At 72.2% G+C, this 19,581-nt stretch carries 12 protein-coding genes and 3 pseudogenes; 7 read left to right on the top strand and 8 right to left on the bottom strand.

All coding sequences use genetic code 11. The features are described from left to right. Window positions 1-52: 52 nt before the first annotated feature. Window positions 53-1,459 carry a DNA repair protein RadA gene (radA, locus tag AC38ZX_RS01395; protein ID WP_491296059.1) on the bottom strand — a complete coding sequence of 469 codons (1,407 nt, stop codon included), beginning with the start codon at window positions 1,457-1,459 and terminating at the stop codon, window positions 53-55. A gap of 198 nt (window positions 1,460-1,657) precedes the next feature. Between radA and AC38ZX_RS01400 the strand changes: the two are divergent. The 3 genes and pseudogenes from AC38ZX_RS01400 to AC38ZX_RS01410 all read left to right on the top strand — a co-directional run. Next, a pseudogene (locus tag AC38ZX_RS01400) lies at window positions 1,658-2,083 on the top strand (TetR family transcriptional regulator); the annotation flags it as partial. Between the two features lie 129 nt (window positions 2,084-2,212). Next, a pseudogene (locus AC38ZX_RS01405) lies at window positions 2,213-3,141 on the top strand (ABC transporter ATP-binding protein). Then, window positions 3,119-4,762, top strand: coding sequence for an ABC transporter permease (locus tag AC38ZX_RS01410; protein WP_491296060.1), 1,644 nt, complete (start codon window positions 3,119-3,121; stop codon window positions 4,760-4,762). Before AC38ZX_RS01405 ends, AC38ZX_RS01410 begins: the two are co-directional and overlap by 23 nt. 978 nt (window positions 4,763-5,740) lie before the next feature. On the opposite strand, the gene AC38ZX_RS01415 is transcribed toward AC38ZX_RS01410, so the two are convergent. The 7 genes and pseudogenes from AC38ZX_RS01415 to AC38ZX_RS01445 form a co-directional block, all read right to left on the bottom strand. Continuing rightward, window positions 5,741-5,974, bottom strand: a complete 234-nt coding sequence (locus tag AC38ZX_RS01415; RefSeq protein ID WP_491297271.1) for a mannosyltransferase YkcB-related protein — start codon at window positions 5,972-5,974, stop codon at window positions 5,741-5,743. Window positions 5,975-7,137: 1,163 nt separating this feature from the next. After that, window positions 7,138-8,442: pseudogene (locus AC38ZX_RS01420) on the bottom strand (glycosyltransferase family 39 protein); the annotation flags it as partial. After that, window positions 8,343-9,101: a glycosyltransferase gene (locus tag AC38ZX_RS01425; RefSeq protein ID WP_491296062.1), complete on the bottom strand. Its 759-nt coding sequence runs from the start codon at window positions 9,099-9,101 to the stop codon at window positions 8,343-8,345. The gene AC38ZX_RS01425 and the pseudogene AC38ZX_RS01420, both read right to left, overlap by 100 nt. A gap of 77 nt (window positions 9,102-9,178) precedes the next feature. Then, entirely contained in the window at window positions 9,179-9,559 is a 381-nt protein-coding gene (locus AC38ZX_RS01430; protein ID WP_426594116.1) for a VOC family protein, read from the bottom strand. A 165-nt stretch (window positions 9,560-9,724) separates the two neighbouring features. Continuing rightward, complete coding sequence (locus AC38ZX_RS01435; RefSeq protein WP_491296063.1) at window positions 9,725-11,359, bottom strand: sensor histidine kinase; 1,635 nt, start codon at window positions 11,357-11,359, stop codon at window positions 9,725-9,727. Continuing rightward, window positions 11,359-12,096 (bottom strand): response regulator transcription factor, encoded by a 738-nt coding sequence (locus tag AC38ZX_RS01440; RefSeq protein WP_426594120.1) that lies wholly within the window; start codon window positions 12,094-12,096, stop codon window positions 11,359-11,361. The genes AC38ZX_RS01435 and AC38ZX_RS01440 overlap by 1 nt, the downstream gene beginning before the upstream one ends. A 100-nt stretch (window positions 12,097-12,196) precedes the next feature. Further along, window positions 12,197-12,850: a TetR/AcrR family transcriptional regulator gene (locus AC38ZX_RS01445; protein ID WP_426594122.1), complete on the bottom strand. Its 654-nt coding sequence runs from the start codon at window positions 12,848-12,850 to the stop codon at window positions 12,197-12,199. A gap of 161 nt (window positions 12,851-13,011) precedes the next feature. Here AC38ZX_RS01445 and AC38ZX_RS01450 point away from each other — a divergent pair, with 161 nt between their 5' ends. The 4 genes from AC38ZX_RS01450 to AC38ZX_RS01465 all read left to right on the top strand — a co-directional run bounded on the left by AC38ZX_RS01450 (window position 13,012) and on the right by AC38ZX_RS01465 (window position 19,581). After that, window positions 13,012-15,507: a beta-d-glucosidase gene (locus AC38ZX_RS01450; RefSeq protein WP_491296064.1), complete on the top strand. Its 2,496-nt coding sequence runs from the start codon at window positions 13,012-13,014 to the stop codon at window positions 15,505-15,507. 246 nt (window positions 15,508-15,753) lie between these two features. Beyond that, window positions 15,754-17,292, top strand: a complete 1,539-nt coding sequence (locus AC38ZX_RS01455; protein WP_491296065.1) for an ABC transporter substrate-binding protein — start codon at window positions 15,754-15,756, stop codon at window positions 17,290-17,292. A gap of 162 nt (window positions 17,293-17,454) precedes the next feature. Beyond that, window positions 17,455-18,558 (top strand): ABC transporter ATP-binding protein, encoded by a 1,104-nt coding sequence (locus AC38ZX_RS01460; protein WP_491297272.1) that lies wholly within the window; start codon window positions 17,455-17,457, stop codon window positions 18,556-18,558. 42 nt (window positions 18,559-18,600) lie between these two features. Continuing rightward, window positions 18,601-19,581 (top strand): ABC transporter permease, encoded by a 981-nt coding sequence (locus AC38ZX_RS01465; RefSeq protein ID WP_426594130.1) that lies wholly within the window; start codon window positions 18,601-18,603, stop codon window positions 19,579-19,581.

A 19,581-nucleotide genomic window follows, 5' to 3' on the forward strand; every position in this document is an offset into this window, starting at 1 on the left:
CCCGAGTCGACCTGGTCCTGAGAGGGCCGACCGGCGACGGCCCGCGGGATGCTCAGCGCCGCGGGTCGTCCGCCGCCAGCCCGGCGTTCAGCACCGCCTCCCCGAGGTCGGCCGCGGTCGTGACGGTCAGCCCCGCGGGCGGCGTGGCCCCGTCCAGCGCCCCGGCCGGGACGATCGCGCGCGTGAACCCGAGCCGCGCGGCCTCGGCGAGGCGTCGACCGACCCCCGACACGGTCCGGATCTCGCCGGCCAGCCCGACCTCGCCGATCGCGACCAGCCCGCGGGGCAGCGGCACGTTCTCGCGGGGGCTGACGGCCGCGAGCGCGAGCGCCAGGTCGGCCGCCGGCTCGATCACGCGGGCGCCGCCGATGGTCGACACGTACACGTCCTGGTCCGCCAGCCGCGCGCCGAGCCTCCTCTGGAGGACGGCGAGCACCATGGCCAACCGGCTGCTGTCGACGCCGCTGGTGGTCCGCCGCGGGTTGGGCACGGACGACAGCGCGACGAGCGACTGCACCTCGGCGACCAGCGGGCGGCGCCCCTCGAGAGTCACCGTCAGGCAGGTGCCCGGCACGGGGTGCAGGGCCTGGGAGATGAAGAGGCCCGACGGGTCGGTCAGGCCGACGATCCCGGTCTCGGACAGGTCGAAGCAGCCGACCTCGTCGGTCGGGCCGTAGCGGTTCTTGGTGGCCCGCAGCATGCGCAGGCGGGAGTGCCGATCGCCCTCGAACTGGCAGACGACATCCACCAGGTGCTCGAGCGTGCGCGGTCCGGCGACGGACCCGTCCTTGGTCACGTGGCCGATGAGCACGACGGGCATGTCCCGGGCCTTGGCCGCCTGGATGACGGCCGCGCTGACCTCGCGCACCTGTGACACGCCGCCGGCGGTGCCGTCGACCTGCGAGGACGCGATGGTCTGCACGCTGTCGATCACCAGGAGGTCGGGGTCCTGCTGCTCGATGTGCCCGAGCACCGTGGCCAGGTCGGTCTCCGAGACGAGCAGCAGCGTCGGGGCGAGCGCGTGGATCCGACCGGCGCGCAACCGCACCTGCGCCGCCGACTCCTCGCCCGTGACGTACAGGACGCGACGCCCGGTGCGCGCGGCTCGGGCGGCGACGTCGAGCAGCAGCGTGGACTTGCCCACCCCCGGTTCCCCCGCCAGGAGCACCACAGCGCCGGGCACGAGCCCGCCGCCGAGCACGCGATCCAGCTCGTCGACCCCCGTCGACTGCGCCCGGGCGGTCTCGACATCGATCTGGTCGATGGGCAGTGCGGACGACCTCGTCGGCGTCGTCGCGACCGTCTTGGGCGCGCCGCCGCCGGGGCCGGTGTCCTCCAGGACGGAGCCCCACGCCTGGCACTCCCCGCAACGCCCGACCCACTTGGTGGCCGACCACCCGCACTCCGAGCAGCGAAAAGGTGGCTGCGCGGGCCGTGTGGATCTGCCGGGTCGTCTCACGCTCGTCGAGGTCACGAGAGGGACGCTAGACGCAGCGTCTGACACGGACGCCGGCGGCGCGCGACAACCTGTCTGTTGCCAACGACTGAACAACGGTTTAGCGTAGTGAACGTGCGTTCAGACGAGGACCTCACCGCCCGCGCCCGCATCCGGGACGCGGCCGTCGCGCGGTTCGGGCGCGACGGCTTCGGCGTCGGCGTGCGCGCCATCGCGGCGGACGCCGGCGTGAGCGCCGCCCTGGTCATCCACCACTTCGGCTCCAAGGACGGCCTGCGCGCGGCGTGCGACGAGCACGTGCTCGAGACGGTCAAGCGGGAGAAGTCGGACGCCATGCAGGACCAGGCGCCGAGCGACGTCATCGGCCGGCTCGCGCGGATCGAGGAGTACGCGCCTCTGTTCGCCTACATCGTGCGCAGCCTGCTCGAGGGTGGCGCGCTCGCGGCCAAGTTCGTCGACGGACTCGTCGCCGATGCGGACGCGTACCTGGAGACCGGCGAGCGGACGGGGACGGTCAGGGCGTCGGAGGACCCGCGAGGCCGGTCCCGGACCCTCGTCGCGACGCAGGTCGGCCTGATCGTCATGGCCCAGCTGGACGGCGCGCTCGGCCGCGGCACTGCCCCGACCGACGATCCGACGACGGCCATGAAGGATCTCTACGACGCGACCCTGCTCGCCGGCCTGGAAGCTCTACACGCACGGCCTGTTCACAGACAGCGGCTACCTCGACGCCTACAGAGAGTTCAAGGAGAAGTCATGACCGACGCCATCCACATCCGCGGTCTGGTCAAGTCGTTCGGGGCCAAGCGCGCGCTCGACGGGTTCGACCTGACCGTCGCGGCGGGCGAGGTGCACGGGTTCCTCGGGCCGAACGGCGCGGGCAAGTCCACGACGATCCGGGTGCTGCTCGGCCTGCTGCGCGCCGACGCGGGTTCGGTCTCGCTGCTCGGCGGAGACCCGTGGAAGGACGCGGTCGCGCTGCACCGGCGGCTCGCGTACGTGCCCGGCGAGGTGAACCTGTGGTCCAACCTGTCCGGCGGGGAGGCGATCGACGTGCTCGGGCGGCTGCGCGGCGGCCTCGACCCTGCACGTCGGGACGAGCTGATCGAGCGGTTCGAAGCTCGACCCGCGGATCAAGGGTCGCGCGTACTCCAAGGGCAACCGGCAGAAGGTCGCCCTCGTGGCTGCGCTGGCCGCGGACACCGAGCTCCTGCTGATGGACGAGCCGACCAGCGGACTGGACCCGCTGATGGAGGCGGTGTTCCAGCAGGTCGTGCGGGAGGTTGCCGACGAGGGCCGCACGGTGCTCCTGTCGAGCCACATCCTGGCGCAGGTCGAGGTGCTCTGCCGCCGCGTCACGATCATCCGGGCCGGCAAGGCGGTGCAGACCGGTTCGCTGGAGGAGCCTCCGCAGCCTGCGCCGGACCACCGTGACGGCCGCGGTCCGCGACCTCGAGGGCGCTGTCCGTGCCCTCGGCGAGACCGCCGGCGTGCACAACCTGCAGCGGCACGACGGGCACCTGACCCTCGACATCGACACCCCGGCGCTCGGCGACGTCCTGGCGCGGCTCACCACCTTCGGTGTCGACTCCCTGACCGCGCACCCGCCGACGCTCGAGGACCTGTTCCTGCGGGAGTACAGCGACGAGCTGGCGACGCTCGGTGTGGTGGAGGGGTCGCGATGACCGCGGTCGCCCTGCCCGCCACGTTCCGGTCGGGGCCGGCGTCGGGCACCGGGGACTCGTCCGGGTCGCGCTGCGCCTGGACCGGTTCCGCACGATCGTCTGGGCGCTGTCGGTCAGCGTGATCGTGCTCGGCGCGCTCAGCGCCCTGAACACCGCGTACGCGACGCCCGAGGCGCGGCAGGCCCGCGCGACGCTCATCTCGTCGCCCGCCGCGACCGCGCTGGCCGGGCCGGGATACGGGCTGGACGACTACACGATCGGCGCGATGACGGCCAACGAGATCGGTCTGTGGATCATGATCCCGGTCGCGATCATGTCGCTGCTCATCGTCACCCGGCACCTGCGGGCGGCCGAGGAGGACGGGAGGCTCGAGCTCGTGCGGTCGGCGCCGGTCGGTCGGGACGCGCCGGTGGTCGCCGGGCTGGTGGCGGCCTTCGTCGCGACCCTGGCCGTCGGGCTGCTGACGTTCCTCGCGCTCGTCGCGGGCGGCCTCGAGGCGACGGGCTCCGCGGCGCTCGCGGGCGGTGTCGTCATGGTCGGCTTCGTGTTCGCGGGGGTGTCCGCCGTGGCGTCGCAGCTCACCGCCCACGGCCGGACGGCGAGCGCGTTGAGCATGGCGGTGCTCGGGGTCGCCTTCCTGCTGCGCGCGATCGGGGACGTGAACGGTCCCCAGAGCACCAGCGTGCTCACCTGGCTGTCCCCGTTCGGCTGGGCGCAGGCGACCGCCGCCTTCGTCGCGACACGCTTCTGGCCGTTGGCCATCGGGTTCGTCGTGACGGCCGGGCTCGTCGTCCTCGCGTTCTGGCTCGTCGGGCGGCGCGACGTCGGCACCGGGCTGGTGGCCGAGCGGCTGGGCCGCCCGGCCGCTCCCCGGAGCCTGACGGGCATGGTCGCCCTGACGGCGCGGTCCCAGCTCGGACCGATCCTCTCCTGGGGCTTCGCCATCGTCGCGATGGGTGCGGTGGTCGGCCTGCTCGCCGGTGCGCTGGTGGACTTCCTCGCCTCCGACCCGACGCTCTCCCAGGCCTTCCCGGACGGTCCGAACGGTGCCGCCGCGGGTGCGCTCGCGGTCTACACCGTGTTCCTCGCCGTGACCACCGGCGCGTACGCGGCGACCGCGCTCGGAGCCGCGCGCGCGGAGGAGGTGGCCACCCGGGGGGCGGCCGTGCTGGCCCTGCCGGTGTCCCGGTGGCGCTGGCTCGGCGCGCAGGCCGGCGTGGCGGGCGTCGCGTCGGTCGTGATCATGCTGGTGACGGGTCTGGCCATGGGCGCGACCGCGGCCGGCTCGTTGGACGGCGCCGTGAGCGTCGGGCAGGTGGTCGGGGGCGCTCTGGTGACGCTGCCGGCGATCGGCTGCATGCTCGGGCTCGCCGTGCTGGTCCTCGGGCTCGCGCCGCGCGTGTTCGGGCTGATCTGGGCGTACGTCGTCTACGTGTTCGTGGTGGGCCTGTTCGGCCCGCTGCTGCCCGACGGCTCGGACGCCCTGTCGCCGTTCACCTACACCCCGCAGCTTCCCGCCGAGGCGATGGACTGGACCCCGGTGGTCGTCCTGACCGTCGTCGCCGCGGTCCTGATGGTGGCCGGCCTGGCCGCGTTCCGACGGCGGGACGTGACCGGCTGACGTTCGCGGCGCTCCGAGGACGTGCCGGGGTCCTGCGCTGGTGCCTAGGTAGGCTGCGGGGCGTCCGGCGAGGGTCCGGGCATCACGACCCGAGGGGGACCCCCGATGAGCGACACCGGCCGGCCCGGCCCCGACCCCGCGCACCACAGCGGTCGACCCAGCTGGGGCCAGACGGGCCAGACACCGCCCGTCGCGCCCGCGACGCCCCCGCCGGTCACCAGCTGGCAGGCAGCGGCGCCGACCGCAGTGACTCCTGCGGCCCCTGCGGCCGTCCCCCGGCCACGGGTGGGGAGCCGCCCGCCGGCGAGTCGAAGCGGCGTCCGGGCTGGCTGGTCCCCGCGATCATCGGCGTGGTCGTCCTCGTCGTCGCTGCCGTCATCATCGGGATCGTCTCCTCCAACAAGGGGTCCGACGCGGCGGCGCCGCCCGCGGTCGCGTCGACGATCCTTCTTCCCTCGCCGACGCCCACGATCGACCCGGTCGCCCGCACGGCCACCACGGCGTTCGCGACGGCGCTCCCCACCTCCCTCCTGCAGTACGCGCTCGCGTCGTCCGCCGACAACCCCACGTGGACCGCTGGCGGCGCGATCGAGGCCTACACCGAGACCTACACCGACGGCGGTTCCGGGACGGTCACCGTGAACGCCGGCCAGTGGGAGACCCCGGCCGAGGCCACCGCGTTCGCCGCGACCCTCACGGCCGCCCTTCCGGCCGCCCCGTCGCCCGCCCCGACGGCCACGGCCGCCGCCTCGTCGTTGCCCCAGTCGGGCGACGTCACCGCGGCCGGTGCGCCGGTCGGCACCTACACGATCGCCGATGCCGGCGGCGGCAACGGGGTGGCCGTCTGGACCAACGGGACGACGGTGTTCCAGCTGACCGGCCCGGTCGCCGACATCGTCAACCTGTACGCGGCCTACCCGCTCTGAGCAGCACGACGGCGCTCGCGGCGGGGGCCGCGAGCGCCGTCGTCGTTCGGGGTCAGCCCGCGGTCGTGGGCGCCGTGAGGTCGTAGACCGTGGCGCCGTCGACGGTCTGCGCCGTGAAGTTGGCCTCGACCCAGGCGCTGATGTCCGACGACGCGCTGGACCCGCCGTTCTGGCCGCCGAACCCGCTGCCGCCGATGAACCAGTGGATGTCGCCGGCGGCGACGTACGCCTGGAACTGGGCCAGCGTCGGCGACGGGTCCGACCCGTTGAACCCACCGACGGGCATGACCGACTCCTGCGTGGCGAGCTGGCTCGCGCGGCGTTCTGCGAGCCGATCGCCGCCGCGACCCAGCGGTACTGGTCCGCGTCCTTGAGCAGCAGGGCCTCGACCGCGGTGCTCACGGTCGCGCCGTTCAGCAGACCGCCTGCACCGCCCCCGGCGCCGCCGCCACCCGTCCCGCCGCCGCCGAACCCACCGGTCGGTGCGGTCTGCGACGTGCCCGTACCGGTCGGGGCGGTGCCGTTCGCGGTGCCCGTCTGCGCCCCGGGAGGGCCGCCGAACCCACCCTGCGGACCGCCGCCCTGCCCACCGCCGCGACCACCGGGCATCCCCGTCCCGCCGCCGCTGGTCACGGTCGGGCCGGCGGTGACGATGGACCCGGACTTGCCGACGGTCACGGTGTCGAGCGTGTAGGCGGTCGGACCGACCAGCCCAGCGACGAGCGCCAGGGCGGCCCCGACGCGCAGGACGCGCCGCCCGGACCAGTAGCCGCCCACCAGCAGCGCGGCACCCGTGAAGCCGGCGAGCAGGACCACCAGGCGGAGCCAGGGGAGCCAGTCGGCGGACCGACCCAGCAGCACGTACGACCACACGGCGGTGATCAGCGTGACGCCGGCGAGGGTGCAGACGGCCCACAGCGAGGTGCGTCGGACCCACAGGGCCCAGGACCCGATGCCGACGAGCGCCGCGATCGCGGGGGCCAGGGCCACCGTGTAGTAGGCGTGGAAGATGCCGGCCATGAAGGAGAACGTCAGACCGGTGACCACCAGCCAGGCGCCCCACACGAGGATCTCGGCGCGCTGGGTCGAGGTGCGCGGGGCCCGCCGGTAGAGGCCGAAGGCGACCGCACCGAGCACCAGCGCCGCGGGGATGAGCCACGCGATCTGCCCGCCGACGTCCGACGAGAACAGCCGACCGAGACCCGTCGCACCCCACATCGACGTGCCGCCGGCACCCCCGCCGCCACCGACCGACCCGGTCTCGTCACCGGTGATCCGCCCGAGGCCGTTGTAGCCGAACGTCAGCTCGAGGAACGAGTTGGTCTGCGAGCCGCCGATGTAGGGCCGCATGCTCGCGGGCACCAGCTCGACGACGGCCACCCACCAGCCGGCTGCGACGACCATCGCGCCGACCGCGAGCAGACCGTCGCGGATGCGCCGGCCCAGCGAGACGGGCGCGGCCCACAGGAACGCGGCCGCGAGCCCGGGGAGGACGAGGAACGCCTGCAGCTGCTTGGTCAGGAACGCGAAGCCGACGAGCGCGCCCGCCAGCAGCATCCAGCGGGTGGTCCGCGGGCCGGTGATCGCCTTCATCGTCGCCCAGACCGACAGCGTGAGGAGCAGCACGAGCAGCGCGTCCGGGTTGTTGAACCGGAACATCAGCGCGGCGACGGGCGTCAGTGCGAGCGTCGCGCCGGCGAGCAGGGCGGCACCGGCGGAGAACCGGCGCCGGACGCTGGCGTACAGGACACCGACCGTGGCGACGCCCATGAGCGCCTGCGGCACGAGGATCGACCACGACGACAGCCCGAACACCCGCACGGACAGCGCCATGATCCACAGGGAGGCCGGCGGCTTGTCGACGGTGATCGACGCCGCGGCGTCCGAGGCCCCGTAGAGGAAGGCCTTCCACGACTCCGACCCGGCTTGCACGGCCGCGGAGTAGAACGAGTTGCCCCAGCCGGAGGCGGACAGGTCCCACAGGTACAGGAGCCCGGTGGCCAGCAGGAGCCCGCCCAGCGCCGGGCGTTCCCAGCGGGCGCGCGGAGGGGTGACGACGGGCTCGGTGACGACGGGCGGTGCGACGTCGTCGGGGGCGTCCGGACGGTCGGGGATCCGGAGCGGGGCGGTGGTGACGGTCATCGGACTGTCCCTTCGACGGGGGCGGTGCTGGCGGTGGCGCGGCGGAAGACCCAGCTGCGCAGGAGGACGAACCGCAGGACGGTCGCCCCGAGGTTGGCGACGACGAGGACGACGAAGCTCGACGCCGCGCGAGGCACCGGGCGCGGCGAGGTGCAGGAGGCCGAGCGACCCGGCGGTGAGCACCCAGGCGAGCCCGAAGACCATCAGGCCCTGACCCTGCTGCCGGGCGGCTCGGGCGCGCCCGCGGATGCCGAACGTGACGCGTCGGTTGGCGGCCGTGTTGGCCACCGCGGTGAGCAGGAGCGCGAGCACGTTCGCGGCCTGCGCGCCGACCGGACCGGCCAGCACGAGGTAGATCAGGGCGTAGGCGGCGGTGCTCGCGACACCGACGAGCGCGAACCGCACGAGCTGCCGCAGCAGGACGTTCCCGCTGGTCACGGGTGTGGCGGGGCGGCTGTCGCCGACGAGCGGCAGGTGCGCGCGCAGCTCGTCGAGGGGGATGCGGCCGGCGGTCAGGTCCCGCACGAGGCGTGCGACGCCGCGCAGGTCGGCCTTCGCCGTGGCGACGATGTCGACGCGCGAGTCGGGGTCGTCGACCCAGTCGACGGGCACCTCGTGGATGCGCAGCCCGGCCCGCTCGGCGAGCACCAGCAGCTCGGTGTCGAAGAACCACCCGGTGTCCCCGACGAGCGGCAGCAGCCACGGGCTGCGTCGGCCCGGATCGCCTTGAACCCGCACTGGGCGTCGGAGAACCGGGCGTGCAGCGCACCGCGCAGGACGAGGTTGTACCCGCGGGAGATGCAGTCGCGCTTGGGTCCGCGGACCACGCGCGCGGTCCGGCTCAGGCGGGTGCCGATGGCCAGGTGCGAGTGCCCCGAGACCAGCGGTGCGACGAGCGGGAGCAGGGCGCTGAGGTCCGTCGACAGGTCCACGTCCATGTACGCGAGGACCTCGGCGTCGGACCCCAGCCAGGCCGTGTGCAGCGCCCGTCCGCGACCTTTGGCGTCCAGGTGGACCAGGGCGACTCCGTCGATCTCGTCGGCGAGCCGCCGCGCGATGACCGCCGTGCCGTCCGTGGACGCGTTGTCCGCGATCGTCAGCCGCGCGGGGTAGGGGAACTGGGTGTCGAGGAAGCGCCGCGCGGCGCGGACCGTGGCCTCGAGACCGGCCTCCTCGTTGTAGACGGGGATGACCAGGTCGAGCACGGGCCCGGTCGTGACCTCGTCGGCATACGCGGGTGCGTCCGCGGGATGCGTCGTCGTGATGTCCATGCTCCGACGATGCGGTGGGCCCCTGTCGCGCCCCTATGCCGACCCTGTGGCACCCCTATGAGCGTGGTGGCGGAGGGTCAGTCGCGGGCGATGATCGACAAGATGTTGCCGCCCGGGTCCGTGAACCAGGCGATCAGCGGGCCGCCCTTGCGGAACACGAAGTCGTCGTCGGTCTCGCCCGGCGTGCCGGCGTACTTCTCGAACTCGACGCCCTTGGCGCGCAGCTCCGCCACCGTCCCCGGCACGTCCTCGACCGGGAAGTTCAGCACCGTGTAGGTGGCGGGCGCATGCGCCGGGCCCTTCGGGTAGACGAGCACGTCCTTGCCGCCCGCGAGGTGCAGGAACAGCATCCCGTGCTCCTCGGACACGTCCAGCCCGAGCGTCTCGCCGTAGAACTGCTGCGCCGCGGGGATGTCGTCCGTCGAGAACCCGCTGAACGCCTCACTGAGCCCGGCCATGAGAAACCCCTCGATCGTCGTCGTCGGAACACCTCACTGTGCCCCGCTCGCGAAGGCCGGGCCACCGCTACGCGGGGGACGGCGACGTCCACGCTCGGGCGGCACGGTTGCTCGAGCGCGGACGTCGGGGGCCACGTGGTCAGACACGGGCCGCGGGTACGGCCGTCAGACGCGGGCCGGGGTCTTGGTGCTGGACGGGCGCTCGGTGCGCGGCGGCGGGGGTGCCGGTGCGGCGGGGAGCGTGACGGTGAACGTGGTGCCGGGTGTGGGCAGGTCGGTGTCGCGACGAGGGTCGGGCGCGGTGCCGGGGCCGACCGTGATGGTCCCGCCGTGGGCGGTGACGACCGCGGAGACGATGGCCAGGCCGAGCCCGGTGGACCCGGTGGTGCGGTTGCGGGAGGCGTCGCCGCGGGTGAACCGCTGGAACAGGCTCTCGCGGAGGGCGGGCGGGATGCCGGGGCCGTCGTCGGCCACCTGGAGCACGACGGACGACCCGGCTCGCCGGAGCCGGACGCTCACGGTCGTGCCGGTCGGGGTGTGCAGGCGGGCGTTGGAGAGCAGGTTCGCCAGCACCTGGCGCAGGCGGTGGTCGTCGCCGATCACGAGCACGTCGTCGGGGGAGGTGTCCTCGGCGAGGTCGAGCGACCAGGTGTGGTCGGGACCGGCCGCGTGGGCGTCGGTGAGCGCGTCGATCGAGAGCAGCGCGAGGTCGACGGGGTCGCTGGCCAGGGGGCGGCCGGCGTCGAGACGCGCGAGCAGGAGCATGTCCTCGAGCAGCCCGGTCATCCGCAGCGACTCGGACTCGACGCGTCCCATCGCCTGCAGCGCACCGGCGGGCAGCTCCTCGGGCGAGCGGCGGACCAGCTCGGCGTAGCCACGGATCGAGGCCAGCGGCGTGCGCAGCTCGTGCGAGGCGTCCGCGACGAACTGCCGCACCTGCGACTCGGACTCGTGCCGGGCGGCGAGCGCCTGCTCGACGTGCCTGAGCAGCTGGTTGAGGGCCGCGCCCACCTGGCCCACCTCGGTGGCGGGGTCGGTGTCGGCGACGGGCACCCGGTCGGCGAGGACGACCTCGCCGCGGTCCAGGGGCAGCCGGGCGACCCGGTTGGCGGTGGTCACCACGCGGTCGAGAGGCCGCAGCTCGCGCCGCACCAGGACCATGCCGATGGCGGCGGCGATCATGAGGGCGAAGACCGCCACCACGGCCTCGATCGCGAGGTAGTTGGTGACGATCGCGTTCACGGGTGCGAGCGGCATGGCCGTCGCGGCGACCGTGCCGTCGGCCGTCGTCGTGGAGACCGCGCGGTACTGGCCCAGATCCGTGAGCGTGACGGTCGTGATCACGTTGTCGTCCGGGATGGCGAGCATCTCGTCGATCTGCTGGTCGGTGAGCCGCGTGAAGCCCGTGCCGCTCGAGTAGCCGGCGTCCCGGGCGCTGACGCTGGACGGGTCCGTGCCCGCCGGCAGCAGAAGGTTCACGGTGCCGAGGTCCACGTTGGGCCGACCCGTGAGGGTGCCGCCGTCCGTGTCGTTGACCGGCGGCGGGGTGGTCAGGAGGTTGGGCGTCGAGCCGAAGGCGCCGCCGAGGGCCTCGCCGCCCGCCGGGGACTGGAAGCGCTGGTTGGTGGCGCGCTCGTGCGCCGCCGAGACCTTCTGGTCCAGCTGGTCGACCAGCGGCTTGCGCAGGGCGAGCGTGGTGACCGCGCCCATCCCGGCCGCGACCACGGCGACGAGCGCGACGACGGTGACCACCAGTCGCCGGCGCAGCGTCCACCGCGGCCGGGCCCCGAGGAAAGCCATCAGACGGTCGGCTTCAGCACGTACCCCACGCCGCGCAGCGTGTGCAGCATCGGGGCGCGACCCTTGTCGATCTTGCGCCGCAGGTAGGAGACGTAGAGTTCGACGATGTTGGCCTGGCCGCCGAAGTCGTACTGCCAGACGCGGTCGAGGATCTGCGCCTTGGACAGCACGCGCTTGGGGTTGCGCATGAAGTACCGCAGCAGCTCGAACTCCGTGGCGGTCAAGCGGATGTCGTCGCCGCCGCGGGACACCTCGTGGCTGTCCTCGTCCATCCGCAGGTCGCCGACGACGAGCACGGCCTCCTCGTGCGACGAGACCGACCCGGTCCGGCGGAGCAGCGCGCGGAGCCGAGCGACGACCTCCTCCAGGCTGAACGGCTTGGTGACGTAGTCGTCGCCCCCGGCGGTGAGACCGGCGATCCGGTCCTCGACGGCGTCCTTGGCGGTCAGGAACAGGACGGGCACGTTGGGGTGCGTTGCGCGGACGCGACGCAGCACGTCGATGCCGGACAGGTCGGGGAGCATGACGTCCAGGACGATGACGTCGGGGTCGAGCGCCTTCGCCTGGCGTACTGCGGCGTGCCCGGTCAGGGCGTGGTCCACCTGCCAGCCCTCGTAGCGCAGGGCGGTGGAGAGCAGCTCGGCAAGGGTCGGCTCGTCGTCGACTACCAGTGCGCGAACGGGTGAACCGTCGGGGCGCGTGAGCACGTCCGGGCGGCGGCTGGTCGTGATCGTCATGGTCCGACCTTCGGACCGCTACCTGAGGCGGGCCTGGAGCGACCCTGTGAAAAGTCTGAGAAATCGCCCGGGCCGGGGCCAGGGCCGGCTCAGTCCTCGCTCAGTCGAGCAGGTGAGGTCGCTGAGCGCCCGCGAGCGTCGCCGTGAGGATCGCCTCGATCGCGAACTGGGTGGCGACGGGCAGGTCGACGTTCTCGTCGTCGAGGAGCCACTGGACCTGCAGCCCGTCCATGACGGCGATGATCGAGCTGGCCGCGCGGTCCGCGAGTTCCTCGGAGACCGTGCCGTCGCCGACGGCCAGCAGAGCGGCGCTGATCTCGCCGCGCAGGACCTTGAAACGCTCGGTCACCCACGCCCTCGCGGGGTGGTTCTCGGTGACGGACTCGCCGGTCAGGACGGTATAGCCCTGCACGATGCCGCGTCGGTCGACGTTCATCCGGGCCGTGCGCAGCAAGTGGTGGAACAGCTCCAGACCGCCCGGGATGTGCTGGCCCTCGAGGTCGCGGACGTCCTCCTTGTCGCGGTACTCGAGCACCTCGACGAGCAGCTGCTCCTTGGAGCCGAAGTGGTGCAGGACGCCGGCATGCGTGATGCCGACCTGCTCGGCGACCTCCGTCAGCGAACCGCTCATGTACCCCTTGGAGCCGAACGTGTTGGCGGCTGCACGCAAGATCTCGGCCCTGCGTTCCGCAGTGGCCTGGCGGGGCTGTCGCGGCTTGCGCGCGCCCGCCTTCGGGGGAACCTCGTCGTCCATGACCGAAACCATACTGTGATCATTGCACTTACTGACAAGTCAGTAAGTTGTGCTTTGATGCTCGGCAGAAGACAACGACGTCGATCGGAGAACGCGCTGTGTCACTCGACACGGCCACCCAGCCGCCCACGGCTGAACGGCCCACCACCGGAGAAGCTTCGTTGAGCGCACTGCTCACGCGCCTCTCGCTCGAGGAGAAGGTTCGCCTCGTCGTCGGTGCCGGCCTCTGGTCCACCACCGCGGTGCCGCACATCGGCCTGCGCTCGATGCACGTCTCGGACGGCCCCGCCGGCGTCCGCGGCATCTCGGACAGCGCCGACGAGACGTCGGCCTCCTTCCCCGCCCCCAGCGCGCTGGCCGCGACGTGGGACGTGGACCTCGCCGACGAGGTGGGCGCGGTGTTCGCGGCCGAGGCCCGCCGGCACGGTGTCGACGTGGTGCTCGCCCCGCAGGTCAACCTGCAGCGCACCCCCGTCGGCGGCCGCCACTTCGAGTGCTACTCCGAGGACCCGCTGCTCACCGGTGCGATCGCCGTGCACGTCGTGCGGTCCGCGCAGGACCGCGGCGTCGGGATGTGCATCAAGCACTTCGTCGCCAACGACTCCGAGACCGAGCGCACCAGCTACCTGGCCCGCGTCGACGAGCGCACGCTGCGCGAGGTGTACCTGGCGCCGTTCGAGCAGCTGGTCCGTGAGGCGCAGGCCTGGTCCGTGATGGGCGCCTACTCCGGCGTCGACGACGGTGTCACCGCCGCGCCCGTGCTCGAGCACCGCCCGCTGCTCACCGGCGTCCTCAAGGACGAGTGGGGCTTCGACGGCGTCGTGATCAGCGACTGGGTGGCCACGAAGTCCGTCATCGGTGCCGCCGAGGGCGGTCTCGACCTGCAGATGCCGGGGCCGGACGGACCCTGGGGCGACGGCCTCCTCGACGCGGTGCGCTCGGGCGACGTCAGCGAGTCGCTCCTGGACGACAAGGTCCTGCGGCTGCTCCGCATGGCGCAGCGAGTCGGCGCCCTCGACGGTCTCGAGGCGTCGGGCGCGCTGCGGGACCACGTCGGCGACGTCGACGTCCGCGAGGTCCTCCGTCGCCTGGTCTCCCGCTCGATGGTCGTGCTCCGCGACGACGAGCGCGCGCTGCCCGTCGCACCCGAGGCCGTCACGCGCATCGCGCTGCTGGGCCCCAACGCGGTCCATCCCTTCCAGCAAGGGGGCGGCTCCGGCTATGTCCGGCCCGACCGCTCGTCCACCCCTGCCGACGCGCTGCGCTCCGCGTTCGGTGAGGTCGAGGTCGACCTGCACGCCGGCGCGGTCTCCCGCCTGCTGCCCCCGGCGCTGGATCTCGCCGGTCGCTGCACCACCCCGGAGGGCCACGTCGGCGCCCAGGGTGAGCTGCTCGACGCGGACGGCGCCGTGCTCGCCACGGCCGACGTGACCGAGTGGGGCGGCTGGCTCCGCGAGGTGCCGGGCCCCGCGGTCGCGCTGCGCCTGCGGACCACCGTGCGTCTCGACGAGCCGGGCCGGCACGAGGTCGGTGTCGGCACGGTCGGCAAGCACGTCATCTCGGTCGGCGGGCGGGTGCTCTCCTCGAGCGACACCGTCGTCGGCGCCGAGGTCATCCTCGACTCGAGCGTGAACCAGCCGCCGCCGGCCACCCTGGTGATCGACGTGACCGAGCCGACGACCGTCGAGGTCGACGCCATGGTCCAGGCCGTGCACCCCGTCGGCTACGCCTCCTTCGTGCGGGCCGAGCTGGTGCACCGCACGCCGGGCACGTCCCCCGACGAGCTGCTCGCGGTCGCCGTCGAGGCCGCCGCCGCGGCCGACCTCGCGATCGTCGTCGTCGGCACCAACGAGGAGATCGAGTCCGAGGGGTACGACCGCACGAGCCTCGCCCTGCCCGGGTCGCAGGACCAGCTGGTCAAGGCGACGATGGCGGCGAACCCGAACACGATCGTGGTGGTCAACGCCGGCGCCCCCGTGATCCTGCCCTGGCTCGACGAGGTGCCGTGCGTCGTGTGGGCCTGGCTCGGCGGCCAGGAGTGGCCCGAGGCGCTGGCCGACGTGCTGACCGGCCTCACCGAGCCGTCGGGACGCCTCCCGTGGACGCTTCCCGCGCACGAGTCGGACGTCCCCGTGCCGGACGCGGTCCCCGTGGACGGCGTGGTCGAGTACCACGAGGGGGTGCACGTCGGGTACCGCTCCTGGCTCGCCCTCGGCCGCACACCCGCCGCCCCGTTCGGGCACGGCCTGGGCTGGACCACGTGGGAGTACGAAGCCGTGACATCCGCCCTCGACGCCGACGGGGGGGTCGTGCTGGACGTCATCGTCCGCAACACGGGGACCCGCGCCGGTCGTGAGGTCGTCCAGGTCTACGTCGAGCCGCCCGAGGACTCGTCCTCGGGTACGCCCGGTGCCGAGCGTCCCGTGCGCTGGCTCGGCGGTTTCAGTGTCGTGCACGCCGAGCCCGGTGCGCACGAGCCGGTCCGGGTACGGGTGGACGCGCGTGCGTTCCGCACCTGGGACACGGAACAGCCCGGTTGGGTCACCCCGGCCGGTACCTACCCGATCCGCGTGGGCCGTTCGTCAGGCGACCTACGTCTAGCGGTGGACGTCGACCTTCCGGGGTCCGCGCCCACCCGGCCAGACCCGCACCTGTAGTCCCTGAAGTACGGGCGATCCGCAGTCGCCCGGCAAGGCTCCCTAGTCAGTCCCGACAGCGAACGACCCCCGTAAGTACCCCAGCAGTGCAAGGAGGCACTCCGTGAGAACGCGCAAGCTCGCAACGATGATGGCCGGTATGGCCACGATCGCGCTGCTCGCCACAGCCTGTTCGTCGGGCAGTGGCAGCGACAGCTCGACCAGCCCGGTGGTGGCGGCTCGTCCAACGCCGTCCTGACGATCGGCATGCCCAACGGCGCGCAGACGAACAACCAGAACCCGTTCGCCACGAACTCGTCGGCCATGTCCCTCGGCTACGCGAACGTCATCTACGAACCCCTCATGATGGTCAACGAGGCCAACCCGGCCGCCGACCCCGAGCCGTGGCTCGCGAAGTCGATCACGTGGAACGCGGACTTCACCGAGGCCACGATCACGCCGCGTGAGGGCGTCAAGTGGTCCGACGGCCAGGACTTCACCGCCGCCGACATCGCGTTCAGCATCAACCTGCGCAAGAACAACGACGCGATCAACGCCGCGGCCCTGCCGTACGGCGACGTCGCCGTGCAGGACGACGGCACGGTCAAGGTCGGCTTCACGGCCGGCCAGTTCGTCAACCAGACCAAGCTGTACAGCCTGATGATGGTTCCGGAGCACATCTGGAAGGGCATCGCGGACCCGACGACGGACCCGAACACCAAGCCCGTCGGCACCGGCCCGTTCACCCTGACGTCCTGGACGCCGCAGGCGGCCACCCTCGACCCCAACCCGACCTACTGGGGTGGCAAGTCGCAGGTTCACGAGCTGCGCTACTCGTCCTACACGGACAACAACGCGCTCACCACGGCCCTCACCACCGGTGAGGTGCAGTGGGGCTGGACGTTCATCGCGGACTTCGACAAGGTCTACATCGCGAAGGACCCCGACCACTTCCACCAGTACGCGGCGGCGGGTCTGGGCATCGACACGATGTTCCTGAACAGCACGACCAAGCCGTTCAACAACAAGGCGTTCCGTCAGGCGCTGAACACGGCGATCGACCGGGCGGCCATCACGAAGACGGCGTCCTCGGGCACCTACCCGGTCCTCACGAACGTCACCGGCCTGCCGCTCCCGGCCGGTCAGACGTTCCTGAACCCGGCGCTCGACGGCAAGAACTACGCGTCCAGCCTCGACGACGCCAAGAAGATCCTCACGGACGCCGGGTACACCGGGGTCGGGACCGCACTGAAGGACCCCGATGGTGAGGCCGTGAAGTTCTCGATCACGGACCCGACCGGTTGGAACGACTACAACACGGCTCAGGACCTCATCGTCGCCACGGCCAAGGAGCTCGGCGCCGACGCCACGGCGGACAAGCCCCCGGCCGACAACTGGTTCAGCGACGTCCCCCTGGGCAACTTCCAGGCGGCGCTGCACTGGACCGACGGTGGCGCGACGCCGTACGACATGTACTCCGACATGTTCGACGGCGCCCAGTACCAGCCGATCGGGCAGAAGGCCAACTGGAACTTCGGGCGCTACCAGAACGACGCCGCCACGGCCGCGTTCAAGACGTACGCCAGCAGCGCCAGCGCCGACGACCGCACCAAGGCGCTGAACGACATCCAGCAGATCTTCGTCGACGACGTCCCGGCCATCGCGATCTGGTCGCGGCCGCAGACGGCGCAGTACTCCACGAAGAACTACGTCGGGTGGCCGGACACGGACAACCCGTACGCGGGCCCGCAGCCGACCCGCCCGGGTGCTGCCGAGATCGTCATGAAGCTCAAGCCCGCCAGCTGAGCCTCTCGACGATCGAGGGTTGTCGTCAGGGTGCTGTGCAGTGAACGGCACGATGATGGCCTGACGACGATCCGACCGCGGGTGCGGTGGGGACTCCTCCCCACCGCACCTGCGGGCACCGCCCGCCCTGACGCACGTTTCTCCCCCCAGGTGAGCTGATGACTGCCCCCACGCAAGGTCCGACCCAGGAGCGCGGCGACGGCGCCGCCCCGGCGGACACGCCGGTCCTGCAGGCCGTGTCGATCCGCAAGTACTTCCCCGTCCGCGGGTTCCGCTCGAAGAAGGTCGTGCACGCGGTCGACGACGTCGACCTCGAAGCTCCACCGCGGGCGCGTCGTCGCCCTCGTCGGCGAGTCCGGCTCCGGCAAGTCGACGATCGCCCGGCTGCTCGCGCAGCTGATGAGCCTGACCGACGGCCAGATCCTGCTGAACGGCGAGGACGCCAAGACCACGAGCCGCGCCGGCTTCCGGCGGTACGTGTCGAAGGTCCAGATGATCTTCCAGGACCCGTTCGCGTCGCTGAACCCCGTGCACACCGTGCGGTACACGCTGACGCGCAGCCTCAAGATCCACCGGGGACGCCTGCGCGGGGACGACCTGGAGAACGCGCTCGACGAGCTGCTCGACCGCGTCAACCTCCGCCCGTCGGAGCGGTACATCGACAAGTTCCCCCACGAGCTGTCGGGCGGCCAGCGCCAGCGCGTCGCGATCGCGCGCGCCCTGGCCGCGAACCCCCAGGTGCTGCTCGCCGACGAGCCGATCTCGATGCTCGACGTCTCGATCCGCCTCGGCATCCTCAACCTGCTGCGTGACCTGCGCGACCGCCTGCAGATCGCGATCCTCTACATCACGCACGACATCGCGTCGGCCCGCTACTTCGCCGACCGCACGATGGTGATGTACGCGGGCCGCGTGGTGGAGAGCGGCGACAGCGAGTCCGTCACCCAGGACCCCAAGCACCCGTACACCCAGCTGCTGGTCCGGTCGGCACCCGACCCCGACGACCTCGACGCCCGGGCCCGGGGCGCCCGCGGCGAGGCCCCCAGCCTGGTCACGCCCCCCGAGGGATGCCGGTTCAACCCGCGCTGCCCGTTCGCCAACGACGTCTGCCGCAGCGAGCTTCCCGCCGCTCATGGAGGTCGGGGTCGGGCGCAAGGCAGCGTGCTGGGGCTACTCCGACCGTCCCGACCGTCCGCAGCTCGGTTCCGTGCTCGACGCCTACGGCCAGCGCCCGACGATCGACGTCGAGGCGGTCGCCCACGCTGACGCCGGTCTGAGCAGCGCAGCCCCTGACCAGGAGGGCCCCCGATGAGGTTCATGGTCCGCCGCATCATCTTCTACATCGTCACCTTCTGGGCGGCCGTGACGCTGAACTTCTTCATCCCGCGCATGATGCCGGGCGACCCGGTCACTGCGCTGATGGGCCGCCTGCAGGGGCAGATGGACTCGCACGCGGAGCACGCGCTGCGGGTGCTGCTGGGCCTGGACGACACGCAGTCGCTGTGGCAGCAGTACCTCAACTACTGGCAGCTGATCCTGCACGGCAACCTCGGCCGCTCGTTCACGTTCTTCCCGACGCCGGTCTTCGACATCGTCAAGCAGGCGCTGCCCTGGACGGTCGGGCTCGTGGGTGTCGCGACGATCATCGCCTTCACCCTCGGCACGCTCATCGGCCGGTCCATCGGCTGGCGGCGCGGCACCTGGGCGGACTCGGCGCTGCCGATCTCGGCCTTCTTCTCGGCGGTGCCGTACTTCTGGCTGGCCCTGATCGCCATCTCGGTGTTCTCGGTGCGTCTCGGCTGGTTCCCCTCCAGCGGCAGCTACGACCGCTCGATGGTGCCCAGCTGGTCGTTGCAGTTCATCGGCTCCGTCATCTACTACGGCTTCCTGCCGGCGATGACGATCGTCGTCGCGTCCGTGTCCGGGTGGATCCTCGGCATGCGCAACATGATGGTCACCGTGTCCTCCGAGGACTACGTGACCGTCGCGCAGGCCAAGGGCCTCAAGGAGCGGCGCGTGAAGAGCGGGTACGCCTCGCGCAACGCGATCCTGCCGCAGGTGTCCAGCTTCGCCCTGTCGCTCGGGTTCGTCGTCGGCGGCACCCTGATCATGGAGATGGTCTTCTCCTACCAGGGCATCGGCTACATCCTGTTCACCGCGGTGTCCACGCACGACTACCCGCTCATGCAGGGCTGCTTCCTCGTGATCACCATGGCCGTCCTCGTCGCCAACATCGTTGCCGACTTCGTCTACGCCGCGCTCGACCCGCGGACCCGGCAGGAGGGCTGA

Source organism: Cellulomonas sp. McL0606 (genome assembly GCF_058248365.1).

What these genes read in the sequence shown, in the direction of transcription:
- AC38ZX_RS01415 (WP_491297271.1), bottom strand. Translation starts at nt 5,974, where the DNA reads ATGCCCGTCGGTGGGTTCAACGGGTCGGACCCGTCGCCGACGCTGGCC.
- AC38ZX_RS01425 (WP_491296062.1), bottom strand. Translation starts at nt 9,101, where the DNA reads ATGGACATCACGACGACGCATCCCGCGGACGCACCCGCGTATGCCGAC.
- AC38ZX_RS01430 (WP_426594116.1), bottom strand. Translation starts at nt 9,559, where the DNA reads ATGGCCGGGCTCAGTGAGGCGTTCAGCGGGTTCTCGACGGACGACATC.
- AC38ZX_RS01435 (WP_491296063.1), bottom strand. Translation starts at nt 11,359, where the DNA reads ATGGCTTTCCTCGGGGCCCGGCCGCGGTGGACGCTGCGCCGGCGACTG.
- AC38ZX_RS01440 (WP_426594120.1), bottom strand. Translation starts at nt 12,096, where the DNA reads ATGACGATCACGACCAGCCGCCGCCCGGACGTGCTCACGCGCCCCGAC.
- AC38ZX_RS01445 (WP_426594122.1), bottom strand. Translation starts at nt 12,850, where the DNA reads ATGGACGACGAGGTTCCCCCGAAGGCGGGCGCGCGCAAGCCGCGACAG.
- AC38ZX_RS01455 (WP_491296065.1), top strand. Translation starts at nt 15,754, where the DNA reads ATGCCCAACGGCGCGCAGACGAACAACCAGAACCCGTTCGCCACGAAC.
- AC38ZX_RS01465 (WP_426594130.1), top strand. Translation starts at nt 18,601, where the DNA reads ATGAGGTTCATGGTCCGCCGCATCATCTTCTACATCGTCACCTTCTGG.